The organism is Weizmannia acidilactici, assembly GCF_008974185.1.
Taxonomy (GTDB): domain Bacteria; phylum Bacillota; class Bacilli; order Bacillales; family Bacillaceae_C; genus Weizmannia; species Weizmannia acidilactici.
In genome coordinates this window covers 1-17466 of the sequence record NZ_BKZP01000046.1, presented here as the reverse complement: position 1 = coordinate 17466, position 17466 = coordinate 1, and the positions used below count along the sequence as shown (strand labels likewise).

Genomic DNA, 17466 nt, shown 5'->3' with positions numbered 1-17466 from the left:
TTGTACGCTTTTGGCTACCGTACTTTGCTTGCTTCCCTGGATTAGGGGCAATCCCAAAAGCCGTTAAACCGGGCATATGGGTACCCCTTTTTGATGATTGCGAAATTTACTCGCTTTCCGCACGCGTCGCGAGCCTCCTCGCTCGTCCCTCAAGCACACTGGGTCTCTTCTTGCTCGCTTTTCCCGCAGGAGTCTCAGAAATTAGTGATCATTATATATCCTCAGCTTTTCATAGGATGTTGGGATTGCCCCTTATCTAGGTGGAGATATTAAAACCTAAATATCTTGCTTAAATTCCCTATTGCTGATGAAGTGCTCGTATACAGGCTAATAGATCCCTGTTTTGCCCCGATTGACGGGCGTGCAGGCTGTTTGAACAGCTAGGCGTATTTTAAGGCTTGTTTTAATTCACGCTGCTTTCTCGCACTTCTTGCTTGGTGTTTCAGATAAGCCTCTCTTAACGTCCGGTTGAGAATCCCTTGCTTTATTTTTACCATGACTTCTCCGCTTTCTTTGCTCCAATGCATCCCCCGTTTTTTCATCCGGAATGAGATGTGCCTTTGGTTTGATTCCATCGCTCCCAGACCTCTCGCGTCGCTAGGCGTATTCTCCACTTTCTCTCTCCAGTCAGAATGAGGTCCCCGTTTCTTTAGATGTAAAAACGAAACTCCTTCACTTTCTTAAGGCTCTTCTCATCCACGTGCTCTCATAAATGTCTAAATACAACGTGAACTGTCCAAAATCATTGGATTTTACCGCTTTTTTACCTGTTCCTTCACTTCGCTTTTTCCGCCCCCCCAAATGTCTTGACTAAGGCCTGTATTACAATGAAAAGAAGATGCGCGGTTAATCATTGCGCATCTTCTTTCTATGTTTTTTATGATTTTGGGAGCATCGTCAACGAAAGTCTTCCTTTTTGGACGTCGACATTTTCCACCCAGACGGTGACAATATCGCCTACCGAGACGACATCAAGCGGATGTTTGACATGTCCTTTGTTTAATTTTGAAATATGGACAAGCCCTTCTTCTTTCACGCCCACATCAACAAATGCGCCGAAGTCGACAACATTGCGGACGGTTCCCTGCAGCTCCATTCCCGGCTTTAGATCTTCCAGCTTCAAAATATCCTTCTTCAACAGCGGTTTCGGCAGTTCATCGCGCGGATCGCGGCCCGGCCTTGTGAGCGCATCGAAAATATCGTGCAGCGTCGGTTCGCCGATCCCAAGTTTTCCGGCCGTTTCGGCAATGGAAAGCTGCTTAAGCGATTCTTTCAGCTTCTCTGTGCCGAGATCCGATGTGGACATGCCAAGTTCCTCCAGCAATTTTCTTGTAGCCGGATAGCTTTCCGGGTGGATCGGCGTTTTATCCAGCGGTTCATCCCCATCTGTAATGCGGAGAAAACCGATGCTCTGCTCGTATGTTTTTGCACCGAGCCGCGGAATGTTTTTCAGTTCTGCGCGGTTTTTAAACTTGCCATTCTCATCCCGGAAATTCACGATATTGTTGGCAACTGTAGCGCTGAGGCCCGAAACATACTGTAAAAGGGACGGGGAAGCGGTGTTTATATCGACACCAACTTGGTTGACCACCGTTTCCACAACAAAAGTGAGCGATTCACTCAGTTTCTTTTGCGAGACGTCGTGCTGATATTGCCCGACCCCGACCGATTTCGGATCGATTTTTACGAGCTCGGCCAGCGGATCCTGGAGCCTACGTGCAATCGATACGGCACTTCTTTCTTCGACATGGAGGTCCGGAAATTCTTTGCGTGCGAGGTCGGAAGCGGAATAGACACTTGCCCCCGCCTCATTGACAATCGTGTAGGAAACGTCTCCGCCGATTTCTTTTAAAATTCCGGCGACGAACTGTTCGGTTTCCTGGGAAGCCGTGCCGTTTCCAATGGCGATCACTTCAATATGAAAACCGCGAATAATGCCCTTCAAAATTGCTTTCGCTTCTTCCGTTTTCAGTTTCGGCGGATGCGGGTAAATGACGCCGATTTTCAGAACCTTGCCTGTTTCATCTACTACAGCGAGTTTGCAACCTGTCCGGTAGGCGGGATCAACCCCGAGCACCGTCTTTCCTTTTAAAGGCGGCTGTAGAAGCAGGTTCTTCAAGTTTTCCGAGAAAATGTGGATCGCACGGTCTTCCGCTTTCTCAGACAGTTCATTGCGGATTTCCCTTTCAATCGCAGGTTGGATGAGCCGTTTATAGCCGTCTTCCACCGCTTCCTTGACAATCCCGGCCGTAATCGAAGCCTCATTGCGGACCACTTGCCGGTTCAGATAATCCAGAATACGTCCGGTATCGGCCTTCACAGATACCCGGAGAATGTTTTCCTTCTCGCCGCGGTTAAGCGCTAAAACGCGGTGGGGAACGATTTTCCGTACCGGTTCTTCGTATTCGTAATATATTTCATACACTTTTTTCTCATCTTTTTCTGGATCTTTCACTGTGCTTGAGATGATTCCCGTTTTAAATGTTTCCGAACGGATCAAACCGCGATATTTCGGCTCGTCCGATACGATTTCAGCAATGATATCTTTTGCCCCCTGCAGCGCTTCCTCAGCGGATGCAACCTGCTTTTCCTCTGATATGTATGATTCGAGTTCGGCCTTTAGATCCCCTTCGGCAGGAAAAGACAGCATCCATCGCGCCAATGGTTCCAGCCCTTTTTCTTTTGCGATCGTTGCTTTTGTCCGCCGCTTCTGCTTATACGGGCGGTACAGGTCTTCTACAAGCTGAAGCTTATCGGCATTCAAAATTTTCCCTTTCAGCTCGTCCGTTAATTTTCCCTGCTCTTCAATTAAGCGCATTACTTCTTCTTTCCTCTGTTCCAGATTTTGCAGATAATTCCAGCGCTCCATAATGTCCCGGATCTGCACTTCATCAAGCGCCCCGGTCATTTCTTTCCGGTAGCGGGCGATAAACGGCACAGTGTTTCCGCTTTCGAGCAGCTCAATCACATTTCGGATGCTTTTTTCCGAAAACTGTAGTTCCTTCGCCAGCCTGCGGAGAAGCCTTTCATTTTTTTCATTCAAATCAAAACACCACATTTCCTGAACAAATTCAAAACCGTTCTTTTGCTATTTTACCACGGTTTTTGCCGCGAAAAAATTTGTCCAAAATAAAAAAGCTTGCCGCTTACCGCAAGCGCCCGATAATAAAAGTGGCATCGTCATCCATTGCCTGCTGTTTCTTTAACTGGTCGGCAATCAGTTCAATCGATTCGCATTTTTTTAAAAAAGCTTTGACATCCCGTTCTTTTACGCCATCGGAATGGATGATAAATTTGGAGTTTGACTCATAATCAAATGTCTCGGTTTTAAAATGCTGCGGTTTTCCGGATAAATACCCGGTAATCGGCAGCGGATAGGTAAGCCTGCCGCTTGGGGAATACATGTAAAAGCGGATGTTGCCGACACAGCTGTAAACAAATTTGCGTGTTTGAAAGCAAACTTTCAAAATGGCAACAGCCGCCCCCCTCTTCCGGTACAAGGCACGGTTGCATGCTTTCATCAACGCTTCGACATCTTCGTCCGATTGCTCTTTGACTGCTCTTGCGACAGCCTGAGAAGAGTAGTAGGCATATTCCCCACTACCCAGCCCATCCGCCAGCACGCATAAGAAATTATCATCAGTTGCCTTCATAAAGTAGGCATCCCCGCATAATTCCCTGCCAGCCTTTGTTGTTTGGAATCCGTACACTTCTACTGCCTTCGAGCTAAGATAGTTCATAATGGCTAATTCTCCACATGCTGTAATTCACCTTCAATGGCATCCCGCAGTTTTTTTATGGCACGGCGCTGCAGGCGCGAGACATGCATTTGCGAAATCCCCAATTTCTCACCCGTATCTTTTTGGCTCATGTTTTCAATATACGTGTAGTGGATGATTTGGCGTTCCCTGTCACTCAATACATGAAGTACTTTTTCAAGCACGAGCCGCTGATTGACTTTTTCATAACCGTCGTCTTCACTGCCGACCATATCGAGCAGGGTAACGGTGCTGCCGTCTGAATCCGATTCAATGGAATGGTCAACGGAAAGCGCATGGTAGCTTTTGCTTATTTCCATCGCTTCCAGAACTTCTTCTTCCGAAATCTCAAGGCATTCGGCAATTTCGGCAATTTTTGGAGAGCGTTGCAGTTCGTTCGTCAATGTTTCAACGGCAGCCTTGATCCGCGGTCCGAGTTCTTTGATCCGGCGCGGGACATGGACACTCCATGTTTTATCCCTCAGAAATCTTTTGATTTCCCCGATGATGGTCGGAATGGCAAATGATTCAAAGCTTTTCCCGACATTCGGGTCAAAGCGCTGGATGGCGCCGAGCAGGCCAATGATCCCGACCTGGAAAATGTCCTCCTGGTAGGCTTTTCCTTTTGAATATTTGCGGGCCAGCGATTCCACAAGTTTTTTATAATGCGCGACAAGCATTTCCTGTGCCTCTTTGTCGCCGTTTTGCTGATAAGATTGAATCAATTGATTGACATCAATCTGATCAGGTTGAGGCAGTTTTGACATTCGTCTCCACCTGCTCCCCTTGAAGATACTTGGTCATCATGACTGTAATCCCGCCATCATAGTGTATGCGGACTTCATCCATTAAACTTTCAATGAGATAAAGGCCCAAACCTCCTTCTCTCATCAATTCAATTTGTACATCTTCCGTGTACGGCCCTGCGAACTCTTTTACTTTATCAACATCAAAACTTTCTCCTTTATCGGATACCATAACTTCCAAGCGGTTGGGGTAGACGCTGAAGTCGATATTGACTTCCCCGTCTTCTTTATCTTTATAGGCATGCTGGACTGCGTTGGTGATCGCTTCACTTGTGGCGATTTTCAAATCCTCGATGAGTTCGTAGTCAAATCCCATGCGGCTTGCAATACCGGAAATGGTGAGGCGGATAACCCCTACATATTCCGCTTTAGCAGGGATTTTCATACAGATATGATCAAACTCCTCCATGTTTCACACTCCACCTTCTATTTCGGTATTAATCTTCATGATGTCAGAAAGTCCAGTGATATCGAACAGCCGTTTCAACCGGTCGGAAAGGCCCGTCAGCGTGAGGGCACCGTCATTTGCCCGCAAGCTTTTAAACAAGCCGACCAAAACGCCTAAACCGGTACTGTCCATGTAAGAAACATGGGTTAAGTCTATCAAAACTTGCAAACCTTTTTTGCCTTCATAAGGTTTAAATACCTCCCTTAATTTTGGAGCTGTGAATGCGTCGATTTCCCCAGATATTGCTACATTTAAGGCATTTTGCTTTTCCCGGACGTTTACTGCAAAATCCATTTCTTTCACCTCTTTAACATTCAGCACTAAATGGATATTACCCTATCTGTATTGGTTAAAACCTGTTTATGCCGTTCTTTTTAAAATTAACAGGGTAAAATCGTCTCGCAGCTCGAATTCCTGCCATCTTTCCAGTTCCCTGTATACATTTTCAACGATTTCCTGCGCGCATAGCCGGATATTTTTCCGGATTAACGCTGTAATGGTTTCCCTGCTGATAAACCCTTCCTTTGTCCGGCATTCGGTCACGCCGTCCGACAGCAGCACAATCATGTCCCCCGCCATCACATTTCTTGTATATTGGCGGTATTTTGTCTTTTTTTCAATGCCTAAAAGCAGTCCCTTCGCTCTCAAATCTTCAAATTCGTCCGTTGCCGCATGATAGTAAAAACCGGGCTCATGTCCGGCTGATGAATAAGAAAATTTATGTAACACCGGATCATACATGCCGTAAAACATTGTAACAAACATGCTCGGATCGACATTTTGTTCAACAACCCGGTTGAGGTTTTCCAAAATGACGTGCGGCTCGTGGCTGTATTCTGGCAGACTGTCCATCGAATATTTAATCATTGACATGCAAAGCGCCGCCGGAATGCCCTTGCCGATGACATCCGCTATCGCAATGCCGATGCGGCGGTTATCGTCTTCAATAAAGTTATAATAATCCCCGCTCATTTGTTTTGCCGGCACACTGATCACCCCGATATCGATCCCGTCCTGTTCCGGTATCCGTGCCTTCAACAGGGTTTGCTGCATATTGGCTGCAATTTCAATTTCGCTTTTCAGTTCCCTTTGCTTGTTTCTCAAAACTTGCTGCTCACGGTAGACCAGCCCGTAGGCGAGCATCACTTCAAGCAGAACGTCAAAAGACTGTTGTACATACTCGGGGAGATTCGGGTCGATTTGCTGCATGACGGAGCGGTGGCACATGATCATATCTTCGGGGGAGATACGGTTTTCGATCAATTTCCGGCTGAACTTTTCGCATTGGTATAATACTTGTTCATTCGGATGCTGTAAAAAATGCTCGAGAATTTCTTTATATTCTTTTTCCATCGTCTCATGAAAATCCATACTTTCCCTCCTAGCGAACCCATTTGATCGCCGTTACAGTGGTGCCTTTATTCGGCGCTGAATCAATGTCGAATTCATCCATCAGACGCCGCACGCCCGGGAGACCCGCCCCCAAACCACCGGACGTGGAGTAGCCGTCCTCCATTACTTTTCGGATATTTGCGATGCCCGGGCCTTTGTCTTCGGCAATCACTTTCAACCCCTGCTTCCCGTTTTGCCGAACTTTTTCGATCCTGATTTCCCCTTGCCCTGCATAAATAAAAATATTGCGGGCAAGTTCGCTAATGGCTGTTGTAATCCTTGCCTGGTCGACGATGCCGAAATTCAGTTCCCTTGCAATGTTTCTCCCCAGCTGGCGGGCGGCCACAATATCCCACTCATTTAAAATCTTTATACAGGAATGGTTATTCATCTATCTAATCCCCCAATTCCTGTTTTAATTTCTCTAAACCGCTCTCAATATCCAGCGCCGTCAGTACATCATCCATGGTGATTCCCAGTTCGATAAGGGTAATGGCAACAGCCGGCTGGATTCCGGTGATGACCACTTTTGCGCCCAGCATTTTCGACATATTGACCACATCACCCAGCACTTTTGCGATAAACGAATCAATAAAGTCGACGGAGGTGAAGTCGATGACAACACCGCTGGCATTCGTTTCGTAAATTTTTTGGAGAAGATCTTCCTGGAACTCCAAAGCTGTCTGGTCATCAAGTTCCCACTGGATGGACACCAGCAGGCAGTTTCCCAGCTTTAAAATTGGTATGCGCATCAATCAACCCTCCCATTTCACAATTTTCCTTCCCGTCATTTCAAGCGCCTGTTCGATTCCTCTTTGCAGGGTGCTGGTTGTTGTGATATGTTTTAAATCGATGCCTAAATCGACAATCGTCTGTGCAATTTCCGGCCGGATGCCGACAAGCATACATTTTGACCCTACAAGCCGTACGGCATCCGCCGCCTGTAAAATATGATGGGCAACGACTGTATCGACAATCGGAACGCCCGAAATATCAATCAGGACAACTTCAGATTTGTTTTGGACAACCCCGTACAACAGATTTTCCATAATCTGCCTCGACCTTTCCGAGTCAATGGTGCCGACCAAGGGCAGTACAGCGATTTTTTCAAATACAGGAATAAGGGGGGCTGACAATTCCTTTAAAGCAATTTTTTGGAGGGAGACGGTTTTTTCCCAGATGGTGGTATACGCATTTACAAATTCATTTTGCACCGAATTCATCCAATCGCGGAAAATCCCCCAAAATTCGAGCTGCCTTTCAAGCCCGATAGGATGGTTGTCCATCATGATCTTATACACGATATCGCCCAAAATCTGGATGCCGGTGGTGGTAAAAGTAAGCGGCCAGCCCAGCATGGCGATCTTTTCGGCAAACTCGCCGAGCTGCTTTTCGTATTTGTGGTTCGTTTTCGTCAGCCACGCAAGAATGACATCGACAAAATCCCGGCTCGTTTTATCAAACATGCTTCCTTCATTCAACCCGAATATGCGGCCGTCGCCTTTCGACTTCATGGTTTTTATCCATTCTTCCAATATTTCATCTTTATGTTTCGGTATATATTCCGCTAAATACGATTGCATGATCAAACCACTCTCCCATAAAAAGATATGAAGGGCGTTTTAATGGCAGCTTGGCCTTGGCAGCATTGCCCGATTTTACGGAAAGGAACCATTTCCTGTGTGGAAAAGAAAGCGAGCAAGGCGTTCCGTTGATGCGCAGAATGCCGGTCCGGGGATTGGCAGCCGTCTCTAAGAATAGGCCGGGTGATCATATTTATTCGCCAAATCCGCTCCGCATATGGCACGCCCGCGGAGCTCCCCGTTCCCGGCTCAGTCACCCCGCAGAAGTCTTGTAAATTTCACAGAACCAAACGATCATAATGAAAACTGGGCCTTCCTTCCGAAAAAGGATCATGGTGGTATATATGTTATTATATCTTTTTTGAAATGTACGCCTTATGTAAATTCCCGTGAACCAAGGTACCGGTATTTACACCGCCGGATAACTGTATTTACTTACCCTCTTTTGCCATTATTTAAACCCGTTTGTCAGAGCTTTTACAGGCAAAACAAAGCAGGATTGCAAAGCATCATTGCAGGCGGCCCGCTGAAAATTCCCGGTAAAGGCATGAAAAAAACGCCCTTTTTTCCAAGAGCGTCTTAAAATTCGACCAATCCCAGGCTGATTTGCAGGGCGTCGTCTATTTTCTCCATCACTTCTTCATCAAGATGCGTAATCTTATCCGTTAAGCGCTGTTTATCGATCGTACGAATTTGTTCAAGTAGTATAACAGAATCCCGTTCCAAACCGTAACGCTTTGCATCGATTTCCACATGCGTAGGCAATTTAGCTTTTTGGATTTGCGCCGTAATAGCAGCAACAATTACAGTGGGGCTAAAACGGTTTCCGATGTCGTTCTGTAAAATGAGTACCGGACGTACGCCTCCTTGCTCAGAGCCGACCACAGGAGAAAGGTCGGCGAAGTACACGTCTCCACGCTTAACAATCAAAGGATTACCCCCCGCTTACTAGGCTTTCAACTGTATGTTCTGCTTCGTATTCAGCCTGGATCGCTTCAGAGGCAATCTCTAAATTGATTTTTGCCATCTCCATGTAACCGCGCCTCATCGACTCACGGATTTGGCGTTTTTTCCGTTCTTTTAAATACATTTTCGTTGCACGGTAAATTAATTCGTTACGATTCATATTTTCGGTTTCGGCAAATCCATCCAGTTCCGTCAATAGCTGCTGCGGCAATCGGACTAAAATTTCTGTTGAAATGGATTCAGACACCTGCTACACCTCCACACGCTAGACACCGTTCCTCGTTCCATTCTAATCATACCATCAAATTAACTATATGCAAAGGCTAAATCACCATTCCTATCTATTATCGGCAAAAAAATCAAGCAATTATTCAAAATTCGCCAAAACATTTTTCAACTTTCAAGGATTGGATTCGACACACCCGCAACGAAGTTCCCGTTTTTTGTAAAAATACGCGGGACGCGGCTGGAAATAGAGCATGTGACCTCGTAATTAATCGTCTCCAGTTTTTCCGCAATCTCATCAACAGAAATGGATAAATCCCCCTGTTTACCAATGAGCGTTGCTTTTGTTCCGACAGAAACCGGATGTGGAAGTTTCACCATGCACTGATCCATGCAGATTCTGCCGACAATCGGCGCTTTCTCCCCCCCGATGATGACTTCCTGGCCCGAAAGCTTCCGGATCCAGCCGTCCGCATAACCGATCGGCAGTGTGGCGATCCATTCATCGCGGGCAGCCGTATAGGTTGCGCCGTAACTAACTGTATCGCCCGCATGAATTTGTTTTACATGCGTAACTTTTGTATGGAGGGAAAACGCCTCTTTTAAAGAAAACGGCAAAATCGGTTTCAACTCCGGAGAAGGGGAAAGCCCGTACATCGCAATTCCGAGCCGGACCGCATTAAACGGCTCCTGGTCAAACCTCAGTGCCGCGGCACTGTTCGCGCAGTGCACATACGGCGGGCGTGATTCCAGGCTTTCAACCATTTTCCGGAACGTGAGGTACTGTTTTTCATATAACGCCGTATCAGTTTCATCGGCCGTCGCAAAATGGGTAAAAATCCCTTCGAAGCGGAAACATGATTCATTGTTCACCGCTTTTTCCACTTCTTTTAATTCTTCTATTGTCCTGACGCCAATCCGGCCCATGCCGGTATCGCATTTAATATGGACGGGAAGCTTTTCCCTTCCTAAATGCCGGCTGGCTTCCTCCAGCCATTCTTTTTGGAAAACGGTAAGCGAAATGGCGTTTTCGGCCGCCACCCCGGCATCTTGCGGACGGGTCACACCTAAAATCAAAATAGGGGCCTTGATTCCTTTTTTTCTTAACGCGAGCGCTTCATCCAGAAAAGCAACCGCAAGGCCTGATGCGCCGGATTCCAGTGCGGTTTTTGCTACATACTCGGCTCCGTGGCCGTAAGCGTTGGCTTTTACAACCGCAATGATATGCGTATGTTCGGGAAGCAGGCGGCGGACATTCTCAACATTTTCCGCAACCGCATCCAAATCAATTTCTACCCATGTATCCCTGTAAAAAGGATGATCCCCTGTCATTGTTACACTTCCTTTTAATTCTCCAATATATTGATTATCGGATGCAGCCAAGGCAATGTCAATTGTTTTTAAAAGGAAGTTTTTTAAAGTTGTCGTAAAGCAGAAAGATTTTCCGGTAAAACAGAAAAAACTAGGCAAAAAAGTTTAGCCTTCGCTGAGTTCCCAACGGCCGGTCCGTTGCCAAATTTTGGGGAAACGATTTTTGGAAAGATGCCAAGGACCATTCTACGGTTGAATCTTTAACAAAACGGTCCGATATGAACGAAACTGTCAAGGGCCCCCCTCTGATCGAGTCCGGATTATTGGCAATCATCCCCCAATACCTTGGCTCATCTCTCCCTTCATCGGCAACAGCGACTGCGATTTTTTCTTTGAAACGTCAAATGTGAATTTCCACATTATTTCAGATTGTGATTTTCAAATTATTCCAGATGTATAATATTCAATACACGGCTTGATATGGAGTGGTGGGCATGGTAGGCTAGTTAGCTTTGGCGATTTTCTTTTTTCTCCTAGCCTCATCGCCATCAAGCCATGCCCACAGAAGCTCCATGTCAAGCCGCCAAATGGCATCATTATCCGTAATATACAGTGCATATGCTTAATTTTTCGTGAAAAATCTGGAGTAATTTGAAAAAAACCGACTGTCTTTTGCCGAAATAATGTGCCCGTTTACAGTCAAATCCCGCGTATTTTATGGTATCATTTATAGTAGCTAGCTCCTTCCGTTATGTAGCTCTCATTTAGTAACTTTTCTAATTACCATTTTACTAAATTAACCTACGATATAACGAGTAGGGGCTAGTTTCGTTCATTATAACTTAGGCACATTCCAGGAACCATTTTTCAAAGATAATGTTTTAACGAAACGGCCCTTAGGAAGGTTCAATTCAGGAAAATATCTTTTCATTCAGACAAAACAAGTCTGCCCGTACTTTTGGACAGCCCTTCTTTATCTTAAAACCGCTGTTCCGTCCGGCTGATAATGTCTTCCTGCTTCTCAGAACCGTTTCTACGGAGAAAATTTTGCTTTATAATGAGAAAACCCGTCGAGAAAAATGAATTTCTCAACGGGTTTTCTGGTTTAAAAAGAACTTTTGGACAGACCCTTGTATTTTGCCTATTTTTCCGGTTCACCCCCGACAGACTGGGCGATTTCAATCATTTCAGCTGCTGTGAGCGACTTCGATGCAAGCGTATACTCCACCCCGTTTTCCGTCCAGGACAGCGAATCGCCTGTCATCGTGCCGATCGTAAAGCCGAGGTCGGCAATTTTCCCGTTTGCCGGAATCGCTTCCGTTGAAACGGCTGGAAGCACTTCCGCTTTTTCCTCAATCAGCGTGTACATCTTATCCCCTGTATAGGTAAGGATGACGCGCTTGCCGTCTGCCGTGGCGACTTCCTGCTCATCCAAAAGCGTCGTATGCCCGATTTTTGCGGTCGGATACTTAACCGAAAACTCTTTATTTCCGACTTTTGCATCGACTGGCACTTCGAGTTTCGCGCCCGTCATATTCTTTTTCGTGTCAAAAGCGTTATTGTCAAACTTCGCGTTAAAATCCACTTTCGTAAACAGCACTTTGACGAGCGTATTGCGGTCTGTGTCCATCACTTTTACGCTGACCGGCGCAAGCGTTCTTTTATCAAATGCAATTTGCTGGTACGGGAGCATTTTATGGTTTTGGTAACGCGTTTTTGTCTCAAATACATACTGGTTTTTCTTTACGGTCAATTTCGCATCTTTGTCCTCCAATATATCTTTTACAAGCGATTCATAGAGATAGGCCTGGCTCGTATTATTCGGCCAGTCGCTTTGGAACCTGTAGCTTTTGTTTAAAGCAGGTGTCACAACAAATACGCCCTCTTTATTGCGCAAGATCATTTGGCTCTGCCCTTTATCGGCGTTTTTCAGGTTTACCCGGTAATAGCTCGGCTTGTTATGCCACACTTCAATATCGTATGTCCTCGGTCCATTGCCCATCTTTAACGTCATTTTTGCATTCAGCTTATAACCGTCCATTTTTTCCGCTTTTTCGTTCAGTTTTTCGGCGACATCCTGCGGCGACTTGGCCCCGCAGGCGGAAAGCACAAGAATGGCTGCGAATGCTGCAAGCAAAACCCAATACTTTCTCTTCATCCTTTCAACCCCTTTATTGTCTCAATTCTTATGAAGAGAAAGGCCATTCATCAAAAGCCCTGCCTTGTCTCTCCTCTCTTACTCTGAATATATGAGACAACCCGGGCTTGTATGATGGGAAAATGAAAAAACGTTACGGCTCCCGTTCTTCCAGTATCACTTGGGCAAATGCGTATTCGCGGGTGTGTGTAATCGATAAATGGGCAAGCTCCCCTTTAGGCTTTGAAAAATACGGCCGGCCTTTTTCGTCTTTTTTGATCTCAATGTCCTGGAATGATAACGCGACGCCGATCCCTGTGCCGCGTGCTTTTGAAAAAGCTTCTTTTGCGGCAAACCGGCCGGCAAGGAACTCGATTTGCCTGTAACCTTTCAGCGCTTTAAACATTTCCAGTTCGGCTTCTGTTAAAATCCGCTCCGGAAAACGTGGCTGCCTTTCATACAGTTTTTTTATCCTGCCAAGCTCGGCGACATCAATGCCAATCCCTTTAATCAATCGCATCACCTTCTAATTCTTTTTTACAGGCATATGGTATAGATAAGGCTTTTCCAGAAAGGAGTATGACCCATGCTGATCCGCCCGTTCCGTTTTTCTTCCTTTTTCCTGTCTTATCCTGCTGTGTCAGCCATTTTGCTGATCCAATGTATGTTGTTTGCGGCGATGCGGCCGCCCTTTTTCCCGAACATGAAGCTTTTCGAAGCGCTGTCCGGCGTGAACCTGTACATTGCACAGGGGGAGGCCTGGCGCCTTATTTCTCCCGTTTTCGTCCATATCAAGTTCGGCCATTTGCTGATGAATTCTTTTTCGCTCTTGCTGCTCGGGCCTTATTTGGAACATGCCATGGGAAAGTGGAAATTCACCTTGCTCTATTTGGGCAGCGGTTTTTTTGCCAATCTGGCTTCCTTTTTCCTTCTCCCGCTGACCTATAACCATGCCGGGGCAAGCGGCGCCTTGTTCGGGTTGATTGGCGCATACGTCGCCCTCATCCATGTTTTCAGGGAAACAATGCCGAAAACAAGCCGACAAACCATTTTGTCCATCGCCGTCATCTCCGTCGTAATGGCCATGATGCAGCCGGGCGTCAACCATACAGCCCATCTTTCCGGTTTGGTTGCCGGCATGCTGCTTGGGGGCATGCTTTTGAAAAAAAAGGCCCAGTCCCCCGCCTAAAAAAAGCAACGGGCCTCCCGTTGCTTTTTTTATCAAAATAAATCATGTTTAACCGACAGAGAAAGCCGATATATTTGTTGCAGCAAACATCTGCAGCTGATCCTGTTTCGGACAGCCCGCTCATAAAGCTGATGATGCTCTTCTTTTTTTGGCCCCGCCTTGGTTTTCATTAATATGGTTTGCGGTTTGTTGTCGTTCTTCTCGGTTTTCTTCCTTTATTGTAACTGCTGGAAGGTTTCCCTCTTCTGTTATGGTCTTTTTTGTGTGGAAGCGGACGCTCTTCTGTAATGTGGACCGGCGTTTTATCCGGTTCTTTCGTCATCAGTTTTAAAGCAGCCGCTGTCACCTGGACTGGGTCATACGCTTCAAGCAGTTCTTTTGCTACTGCCAAGTATTCATCGATATTGCCTTCTTTAATGGTATCCCCAATGCGTTCCATGGAAAGGCGCTGCTGTCCTTCAAATGCCTCATCCCATGTTGGCGGTCGCATCGGCGTCATTCTTTTTCTCGTTGTTTGTTCAACGGTTCTGAGATAGCCCATCTCGCGCGGCGTGACGAATGTAATCGCCATGCCTTCACGCCCGGCACGGCCCGTTCTTCCGATCCGGTGCACGTATGATTCCGGATCCTGCGGAATATCGTAGTTGTAAACATGCGTCACACCTGAAATATCCAGGCCGCGTGCCGCCACATCGGTTGCTACAAGCACATCAATTTTTCCTTCTTTAAATTTTTTCAAAACCGATAAGCGTTTCGCCTGGCTCAGATCGCCGTGAATGCCTTCTGCCAGATAACCGCGCACGTTCAAGGCGTTTGCCAGTTCATCCACTCTCCGTTTTGTGCGCCCGAACACAATGGCAAGATCCGGAGACTGCACATCCAGGAGCCTTGACAATACATCAAATTTTTCACGTTCCTGGGCTTTAATGTAATACTGTTCAATTAACGGAACGGTCATCTCTTTTGCTTTTACACGGACAAGTTCCGGATTGCGCATGAAGCGCTCGGCAATTTTCCTAATCGGATCTGGCATTGTTGCCGAGAACAAAAGCGTTTGGCGGTCTTCCGGTACATTTGAAAGAATTGCTTCAATATCGTCAATAAAGCCCATATTCAGCATTTCATCCGCTTCATCGAGAACAAGGGTATGCACCTTATCAAGCTTCAGGATGCCACGGTTAATATGGTCAAGAATACGCCCGGGCGTTCCGACGATGATTTGCGGGCGGCTTTTCAACGCCCGGATCTGCCGCTGAATATCCTGCCCCCCGTATACAGCGAGTACGCGAACGTGCGAATCCTGGCCGATGCGGTATAACTCTTCCGACACCTGGATGGCAAGCTCGCGGGTAGGCGCGATGATCATGCCTTGAATATGGTGGTTTCTATGATCAATTTTTTCAATTAACGGAATGCCAAATGCCGCTGTTTTTCCTGTACCTGTCTGCGCCTGGCCGATAATATCTCTGCCTTCCATGCTGAGTGGAATGGTTGCCGCCTGGATCGGTGATGCTTCTTCAAAGCCCATTCTTTTTACGGCTCTTAAAATTGCCGGGCTTAAATCCAACTCTGAAAACTTCGTCAATGCTTCTCAATCTCCTTCTAAACGTTCAACAGGGCCATATCCCTTAAGGGTTTATTCCCTTTTTGGCAAAAAAATATACTCTTATGAGCATTGTCAGCTAAAAGCGTAGACGATGTACGGTTATCGTAACATTAATGCGGCAAGATTTCAATGTATATAAAGAAACGGGGCCCAAACTTGTATAATGAAACGGTTGCATTTATAAGAAGGGCGGCTTGACATGGAATCCGGAGAGCACAATACGCCGCTTTTCGAATTCCGGGGACAGGACTTTTTCAGGTTTGGCGCGGGATGCGGCTGTCCCAAAGCTTGTTTATATTTCCGGAGCGTATCTTTCAATTTTAGTTGTACAGGCCGTTTGCTTTGAATACAAATATACCATACCAATACCATTAGAAAAAAGCGGAGGGGAATATGGAAAGCATAATCAGTTATATATTTTTAGGGCTGTCCCTTGCTGCACCGATCGGCCCGATTAATGCCGCCCAAATCGATAAGGGGATTAAAAATGGATTTTTCCATTCATGGCTGCTCGGTATAGGCGCCATGACCGCAGACGGATGTTATATGTTATTGGTTTATCTCGGAGTTGTGCATCTGCTTAGCATTAATTTTGTCAAATCATTCCTTTGGTTTTTCGGATGTTTTGTTCTTACATATACCGGCATTGAAAGCATGGTTGCCGCAAATCAGCCGATTACAGATGATATGAGGAGCAGGGAAAAACTTTACAAATCCTTTTTGACCGGATTTCTCATGTCCTTGACCAACCCGCTGACCATTTTGTTTTGGCTCGGCGTCTACGGTTCCGTCCTTGCAAAAGCGGCTGAATCTGTCGGGCCCCAGCAGTTTCTCCTGTACAGCTGTGCCATTTTCATCGGCGTGGCGTTGTGGGACTTTTCCATGGCCGCCGTCTCAAGCAGCTTTGGAAAATTGTTAACCAATCGTTTGATTCATTTGATTTCAAAAGTTTCCGGGCTATCCCTTGTTGGCTTTGGCATTTATTTCGGCATTCAGGCAGTGAAGAGCCTTTAACAGCGGTTGATTGTGGGATGAATGCAGTCCGCGTGCCCGCCCGCTTCCGCAAAATAGGAAATGAGTAAAATTGCCGGTCCGTGGGTCGCGGAGCATTGGATTTTTACAAAGGGTACAACTCGGGTGCGAGTCTAAATTTTATAGATTTTTTGGAAAAAAAATGTAAAAAAATCGCATTAATGAATACTTTAAGGGGTATGCCATCACACTTGTATTCCTCTCATTGATTTCTTGCAAAAGAAAAGCCAGCGGAAATCATAAAAATATCAGCAGCCGCATCATTCGTTACACCCGGGGGTAATCAATTTTGTCTTCCCGCCCTGGGATGCAAAACGGCAGCTTCATCGGGAAATTGAGCTTATGAGAGGAATTCATGGTGTTCAGCCGGTAGTGGTCGTGGACGAGGCCCATCTTCTTGATCGGGAAATGTTGGAGGAAGTCAGATTCCTGCTGAACTTCAAAATGGATGCCCAAAGCCCTATGAGCCTGATTCTTGTCGGACAAAGTGAATTATGGGACCGCCTGCGCCTCCAATCCTTCACAGCAATCCGCCAAAGGATTGATATTCAATTCAAACTGGGGCATTACGACAGAGCTCAATCTGCAGAATATATTGCCATGCATTTACAATATTCAGGAGTAACTGAGCAAATTTTCACAGATGTAGCTTTAGATGAAATCCATCGTTTTTCCGGGGGAGCCGCAAGGATCATCAACAAGATTTGTACCCACTGTCTACTTTACGGAGCACAAAACAGGCATCGAATCATTGACGATCATATGGTAAAACGTGTGATTGAAGGGGAACTTTCGTGAAATGACAATGATTTAAATTTAAGTATTAAACTCATAGGGGAAGCCACAATAAAGCGCAAACTGGCTTCCCCCTTAATTGACAACAATTCCGTCAATTTCTGGACAAATAACACCGTCAATTTCCTGCCATTTTGGGGCGCCAGTAACAGAATATTACGTAAAATTAGATAATCACAATTGTAAATCATCAGTTTGAATACATTGTGATGAAGTAT

General features: G+C 46.0%; 18 protein-coding genes and 1 pseudogene. 3 read left to right on the top strand and 16 right to left on the bottom strand.

Annotated elements, in window-relative coordinates; all coding sequences use genetic code 11:
• Positions 1 to 269: 269 nt before the first annotated feature.
• The 15 genes and pseudogenes from BpJC4_RS16750 to acpS all read right to left on the bottom strand — a co-directional run.
• Positions 270 to 826: pseudogene (locus BpJC4_RS16750) on the bottom strand (UPF0236 family transposase-like protein); the annotation flags it as partial.
• 51 nt (positions 827 to 877) lie between these two features.
• A complete protein-coding gene (locus BpJC4_RS14645; protein ID WP_151698122.1) occupies positions 878 to 3058 on the bottom strand; it encodes a Tex family protein in 2181 nt (726 codons plus the stop codon).
• Positions 3059 to 3146: 88 nt separating this feature from the next.
• Positions 3147 to 3740 carry a PP2C family serine/threonine-protein phosphatase gene (locus tag BpJC4_RS14640; protein WP_151681823.1) on the bottom strand — a complete coding sequence of 198 codons (594 nt, stop codon included), beginning with the start codon at positions 3738 to 3740 and terminating at the stop codon, positions 3147 to 3149.
• Positions 3741 to 3745: 5 nt separating this feature from the next.
• A complete protein-coding gene (gene sigB / locus BpJC4_RS14635; RefSeq protein ID WP_151681822.1) occupies positions 3746 to 4525 on the bottom strand; it encodes an RNA polymerase sigma factor SigB in 780 nt (259 codons plus the stop codon).
• The gene (rsbW, locus tag BpJC4_RS14630) at positions 4503 to 4973 is read right to left on the bottom strand and encodes an anti-sigma B factor RsbW (protein ID WP_151681821.1); all 471 of its coding nucleotides are present in this window, start codon (positions 4971 to 4973) and stop codon (positions 4503 to 4505) included. Before rsbW ends, sigB begins: the two co-directional genes overlap by 23 nt.
• Positions 4974 to 4976: 3 nt before the next feature.
• A complete protein-coding gene (locus tag BpJC4_RS14625; protein WP_151681820.1) occupies positions 4977 to 5306 on the bottom strand; it encodes an anti-sigma factor antagonist in 330 nt (109 codons plus the stop codon).
• Positions 5307 to 5372: 66 nt separating this feature from the next.
• Positions 5373 to 6383, bottom strand: a complete 1011-nt coding sequence (locus BpJC4_RS14620; protein ID WP_151681819.1) for a PP2C family protein-serine/threonine phosphatase — start codon at positions 6381 to 6383, stop codon at positions 5373 to 5375.
• Positions 6384 to 6393: 10 nt separating this feature from the next.
• Positions 6394 to 6795, bottom strand: coding sequence for an anti-sigma regulatory factor (locus BpJC4_RS14615; protein ID WP_151681818.1), 402 nt, complete (start codon positions 6793 to 6795; stop codon positions 6394 to 6396).
• 4 nt (positions 6796 to 6799) lie between these two features.
• Positions 6800 to 7156, bottom strand: a complete 357-nt coding sequence (locus BpJC4_RS14610) for an STAS domain-containing protein (RefSeq protein ID WP_151681817.1) — start codon at positions 7154 to 7156, stop codon at positions 6800 to 6802.
• Positions 7157 to 7159: 3 nt separating this feature from the next.
• Complete coding sequence (rsbRA, locus tag BpJC4_RS14605) at positions 7160 to 7987, bottom strand: RsbT co-antagonist protein RsbRA (protein WP_151698121.1); 828 nt, start codon at positions 7985 to 7987, stop codon at positions 7160 to 7162.
• Between the two features lie 579 nt (positions 7988 to 8566).
• Positions 8567 to 8917 (bottom strand): type II toxin-antitoxin system PemK/MazF family toxin, encoded by a 351-nt coding sequence (locus BpJC4_RS14600; RefSeq protein WP_013860680.1) that lies wholly within the window; start codon positions 8915 to 8917, stop codon positions 8567 to 8569.
• A 4-nt stretch (positions 8918 to 8921) separates the two neighbouring features.
• Positions 8922 to 9200: a CopG family ribbon-helix-helix protein gene (locus BpJC4_RS14595; RefSeq protein ID WP_151681815.1), complete on the bottom strand. Its 279-nt coding sequence runs from the start codon at positions 9198 to 9200 to the stop codon at positions 8922 to 8924.
• Positions 9201 to 9346: 146 nt separating this feature from the next.
• Positions 9347 to 10510, bottom strand: coding sequence for an alanine racemase (gene alr / locus BpJC4_RS14590; RefSeq protein ID WP_151681814.1), 1164 nt, complete (start codon positions 10508 to 10510; stop codon positions 9347 to 9349).
• A 1120-nt stretch (positions 10511 to 11630) separates the two neighbouring features.
• Entirely contained in the window at positions 11631 to 12647 is a 1017-nt protein-coding gene (locus BpJC4_RS14585; RefSeq protein ID WP_151681813.1) for a LolA family protein, read from the bottom strand.
• 133 nt (positions 12648 to 12780) lie between these two features.
• Positions 12781 to 13140, bottom strand: coding sequence for a holo-ACP synthase (acpS, locus tag BpJC4_RS14580; protein WP_151681812.1), 360 nt, complete (start codon positions 13138 to 13140; stop codon positions 12781 to 12783).
• 72 nt (positions 13141 to 13212) lie between these two features.
• On the opposite strand from acpS, the gene BpJC4_RS14575 reads away from it, so the two are divergent.
• Positions 13213 to 13815 (top strand): rhomboid family intramembrane serine protease, encoded by a 603-nt coding sequence (locus tag BpJC4_RS14575; protein ID WP_151681811.1) that lies wholly within the window; start codon positions 13213 to 13215, stop codon positions 13813 to 13815.
• Between the two features lie 169 nt (positions 13816 to 13984).
• On the opposite strand, the gene cshA is transcribed toward BpJC4_RS14575, so the two are convergent.
• Positions 13985 to 15400: a degradosome RNA helicase CshA gene (cshA, locus tag BpJC4_RS14570; RefSeq protein WP_151681810.1), complete on the bottom strand. Its 1416-nt coding sequence runs from the start codon at positions 15398 to 15400 to the stop codon at positions 13985 to 13987.
• A gap of 414 nt (positions 15401 to 15814) precedes the next feature.
• On the opposite strand from cshA, the gene BpJC4_RS14565 reads away from it, so the two are divergent.
• Both BpJC4_RS14565 and BpJC4_RS14560 read left to right on the top strand, forming a co-directional pair.
• Entirely contained in the window at positions 15815 to 16435 is a 621-nt protein-coding gene (locus tag BpJC4_RS14565; protein ID WP_151681809.1) for a LysE family translocator, read from the top strand.
• 360 nt (positions 16436 to 16795) lie between these two features.
• On the top strand, positions 16796 to 17251 hold the full coding sequence (locus BpJC4_RS14560; RefSeq protein WP_253693978.1) for an ExeA family protein: 456 nt from the start codon (positions 16796 to 16798) through the stop codon (positions 17249 to 17251).
• The last annotated feature ends 215 nt before the right edge of the window (positions 17252 to 17466 follow it).

Coding starts and splice junctions, on each gene's coding strand:
- BpJC4_RS14645 (WP_151698122.1), bottom strand. CDS start 3,058: ATGTGGTGTTTTGATTTGAATGAAAAAAATGAAAGGCTTCTCCGCAGG.
- BpJC4_RS14640 (WP_151681823.1), bottom strand. CDS start 3,740: ATGAACTATCTTAGCTCGAAGGCAGTAGAAGTGTACGGATTCCAAACA.
- sigB (WP_151681822.1), bottom strand. CDS start 4,525: ATGTCAAAACTGCCTCAACCTGATCAGATTGATGTCAATCAATTGATT.
- rsbW (WP_151681821.1), bottom strand. CDS start 4,973: ATGGAGGAGTTTGATCATATCTGTATGAAAATCCCTGCTAAAGCGGAA.
- BpJC4_RS14625 (WP_151681820.1), bottom strand. CDS start 5,306: ATGGATTTTGCAGTAAACGTCCGGGAAAAGCAAAATGCCTTAAATGTA.
- BpJC4_RS14620 (WP_151681819.1), bottom strand. CDS start 6,383: ATGGATTTTCATGAGACGATGGAAAAAGAATATAAAGAAATTCTCGAG.
- BpJC4_RS14615 (WP_151681818.1), bottom strand. CDS start 6,795: ATGAATAACCATTCCTGTATAAAGATTTTAAATGAGTGGGATATTGTG.
- BpJC4_RS14610 (WP_151681817.1), bottom strand. CDS start 7,156: ATGCGCATACCAATTTTAAAGCTGGGAAACTGCCTGCTGGTGTCCATC.
- rsbRA (WP_151698121.1), bottom strand. CDS start 7,987: ATGCAATCGTATTTAGCGGAATATATACCGAAACATAAAGATGAAATA.
- alr (WP_151681814.1), bottom strand. CDS start 10,510: ATGACAGGGGATCATCCTTTTTACAGGGATACATGGGTAGAAATTGAT.
- BpJC4_RS14585 (WP_151681813.1), bottom strand. CDS start 12,647: ATGAAGAGAAAGTATTGGGTTTTGCTTGCAGCATTCGCAGCCATTCTT.
- BpJC4_RS14575 (WP_151681811.1), top strand. CDS start 13,213: ATGCTGATCCGCCCGTTCCGTTTTTCTTCCTTTTTCCTGTCTTATCCT.
- BpJC4_RS14565 (WP_151681809.1), top strand. CDS start 15,815: ATGGAAAGCATAATCAGTTATATATTTTTAGGGCTGTCCCTTGCTGCA.
- BpJC4_RS14560 (WP_253693978.1), top strand. CDS start 16,796: ATGAGAGGAATTCATGGTGTTCAGCCGGTAGTGGTCGTGGACGAGGCC.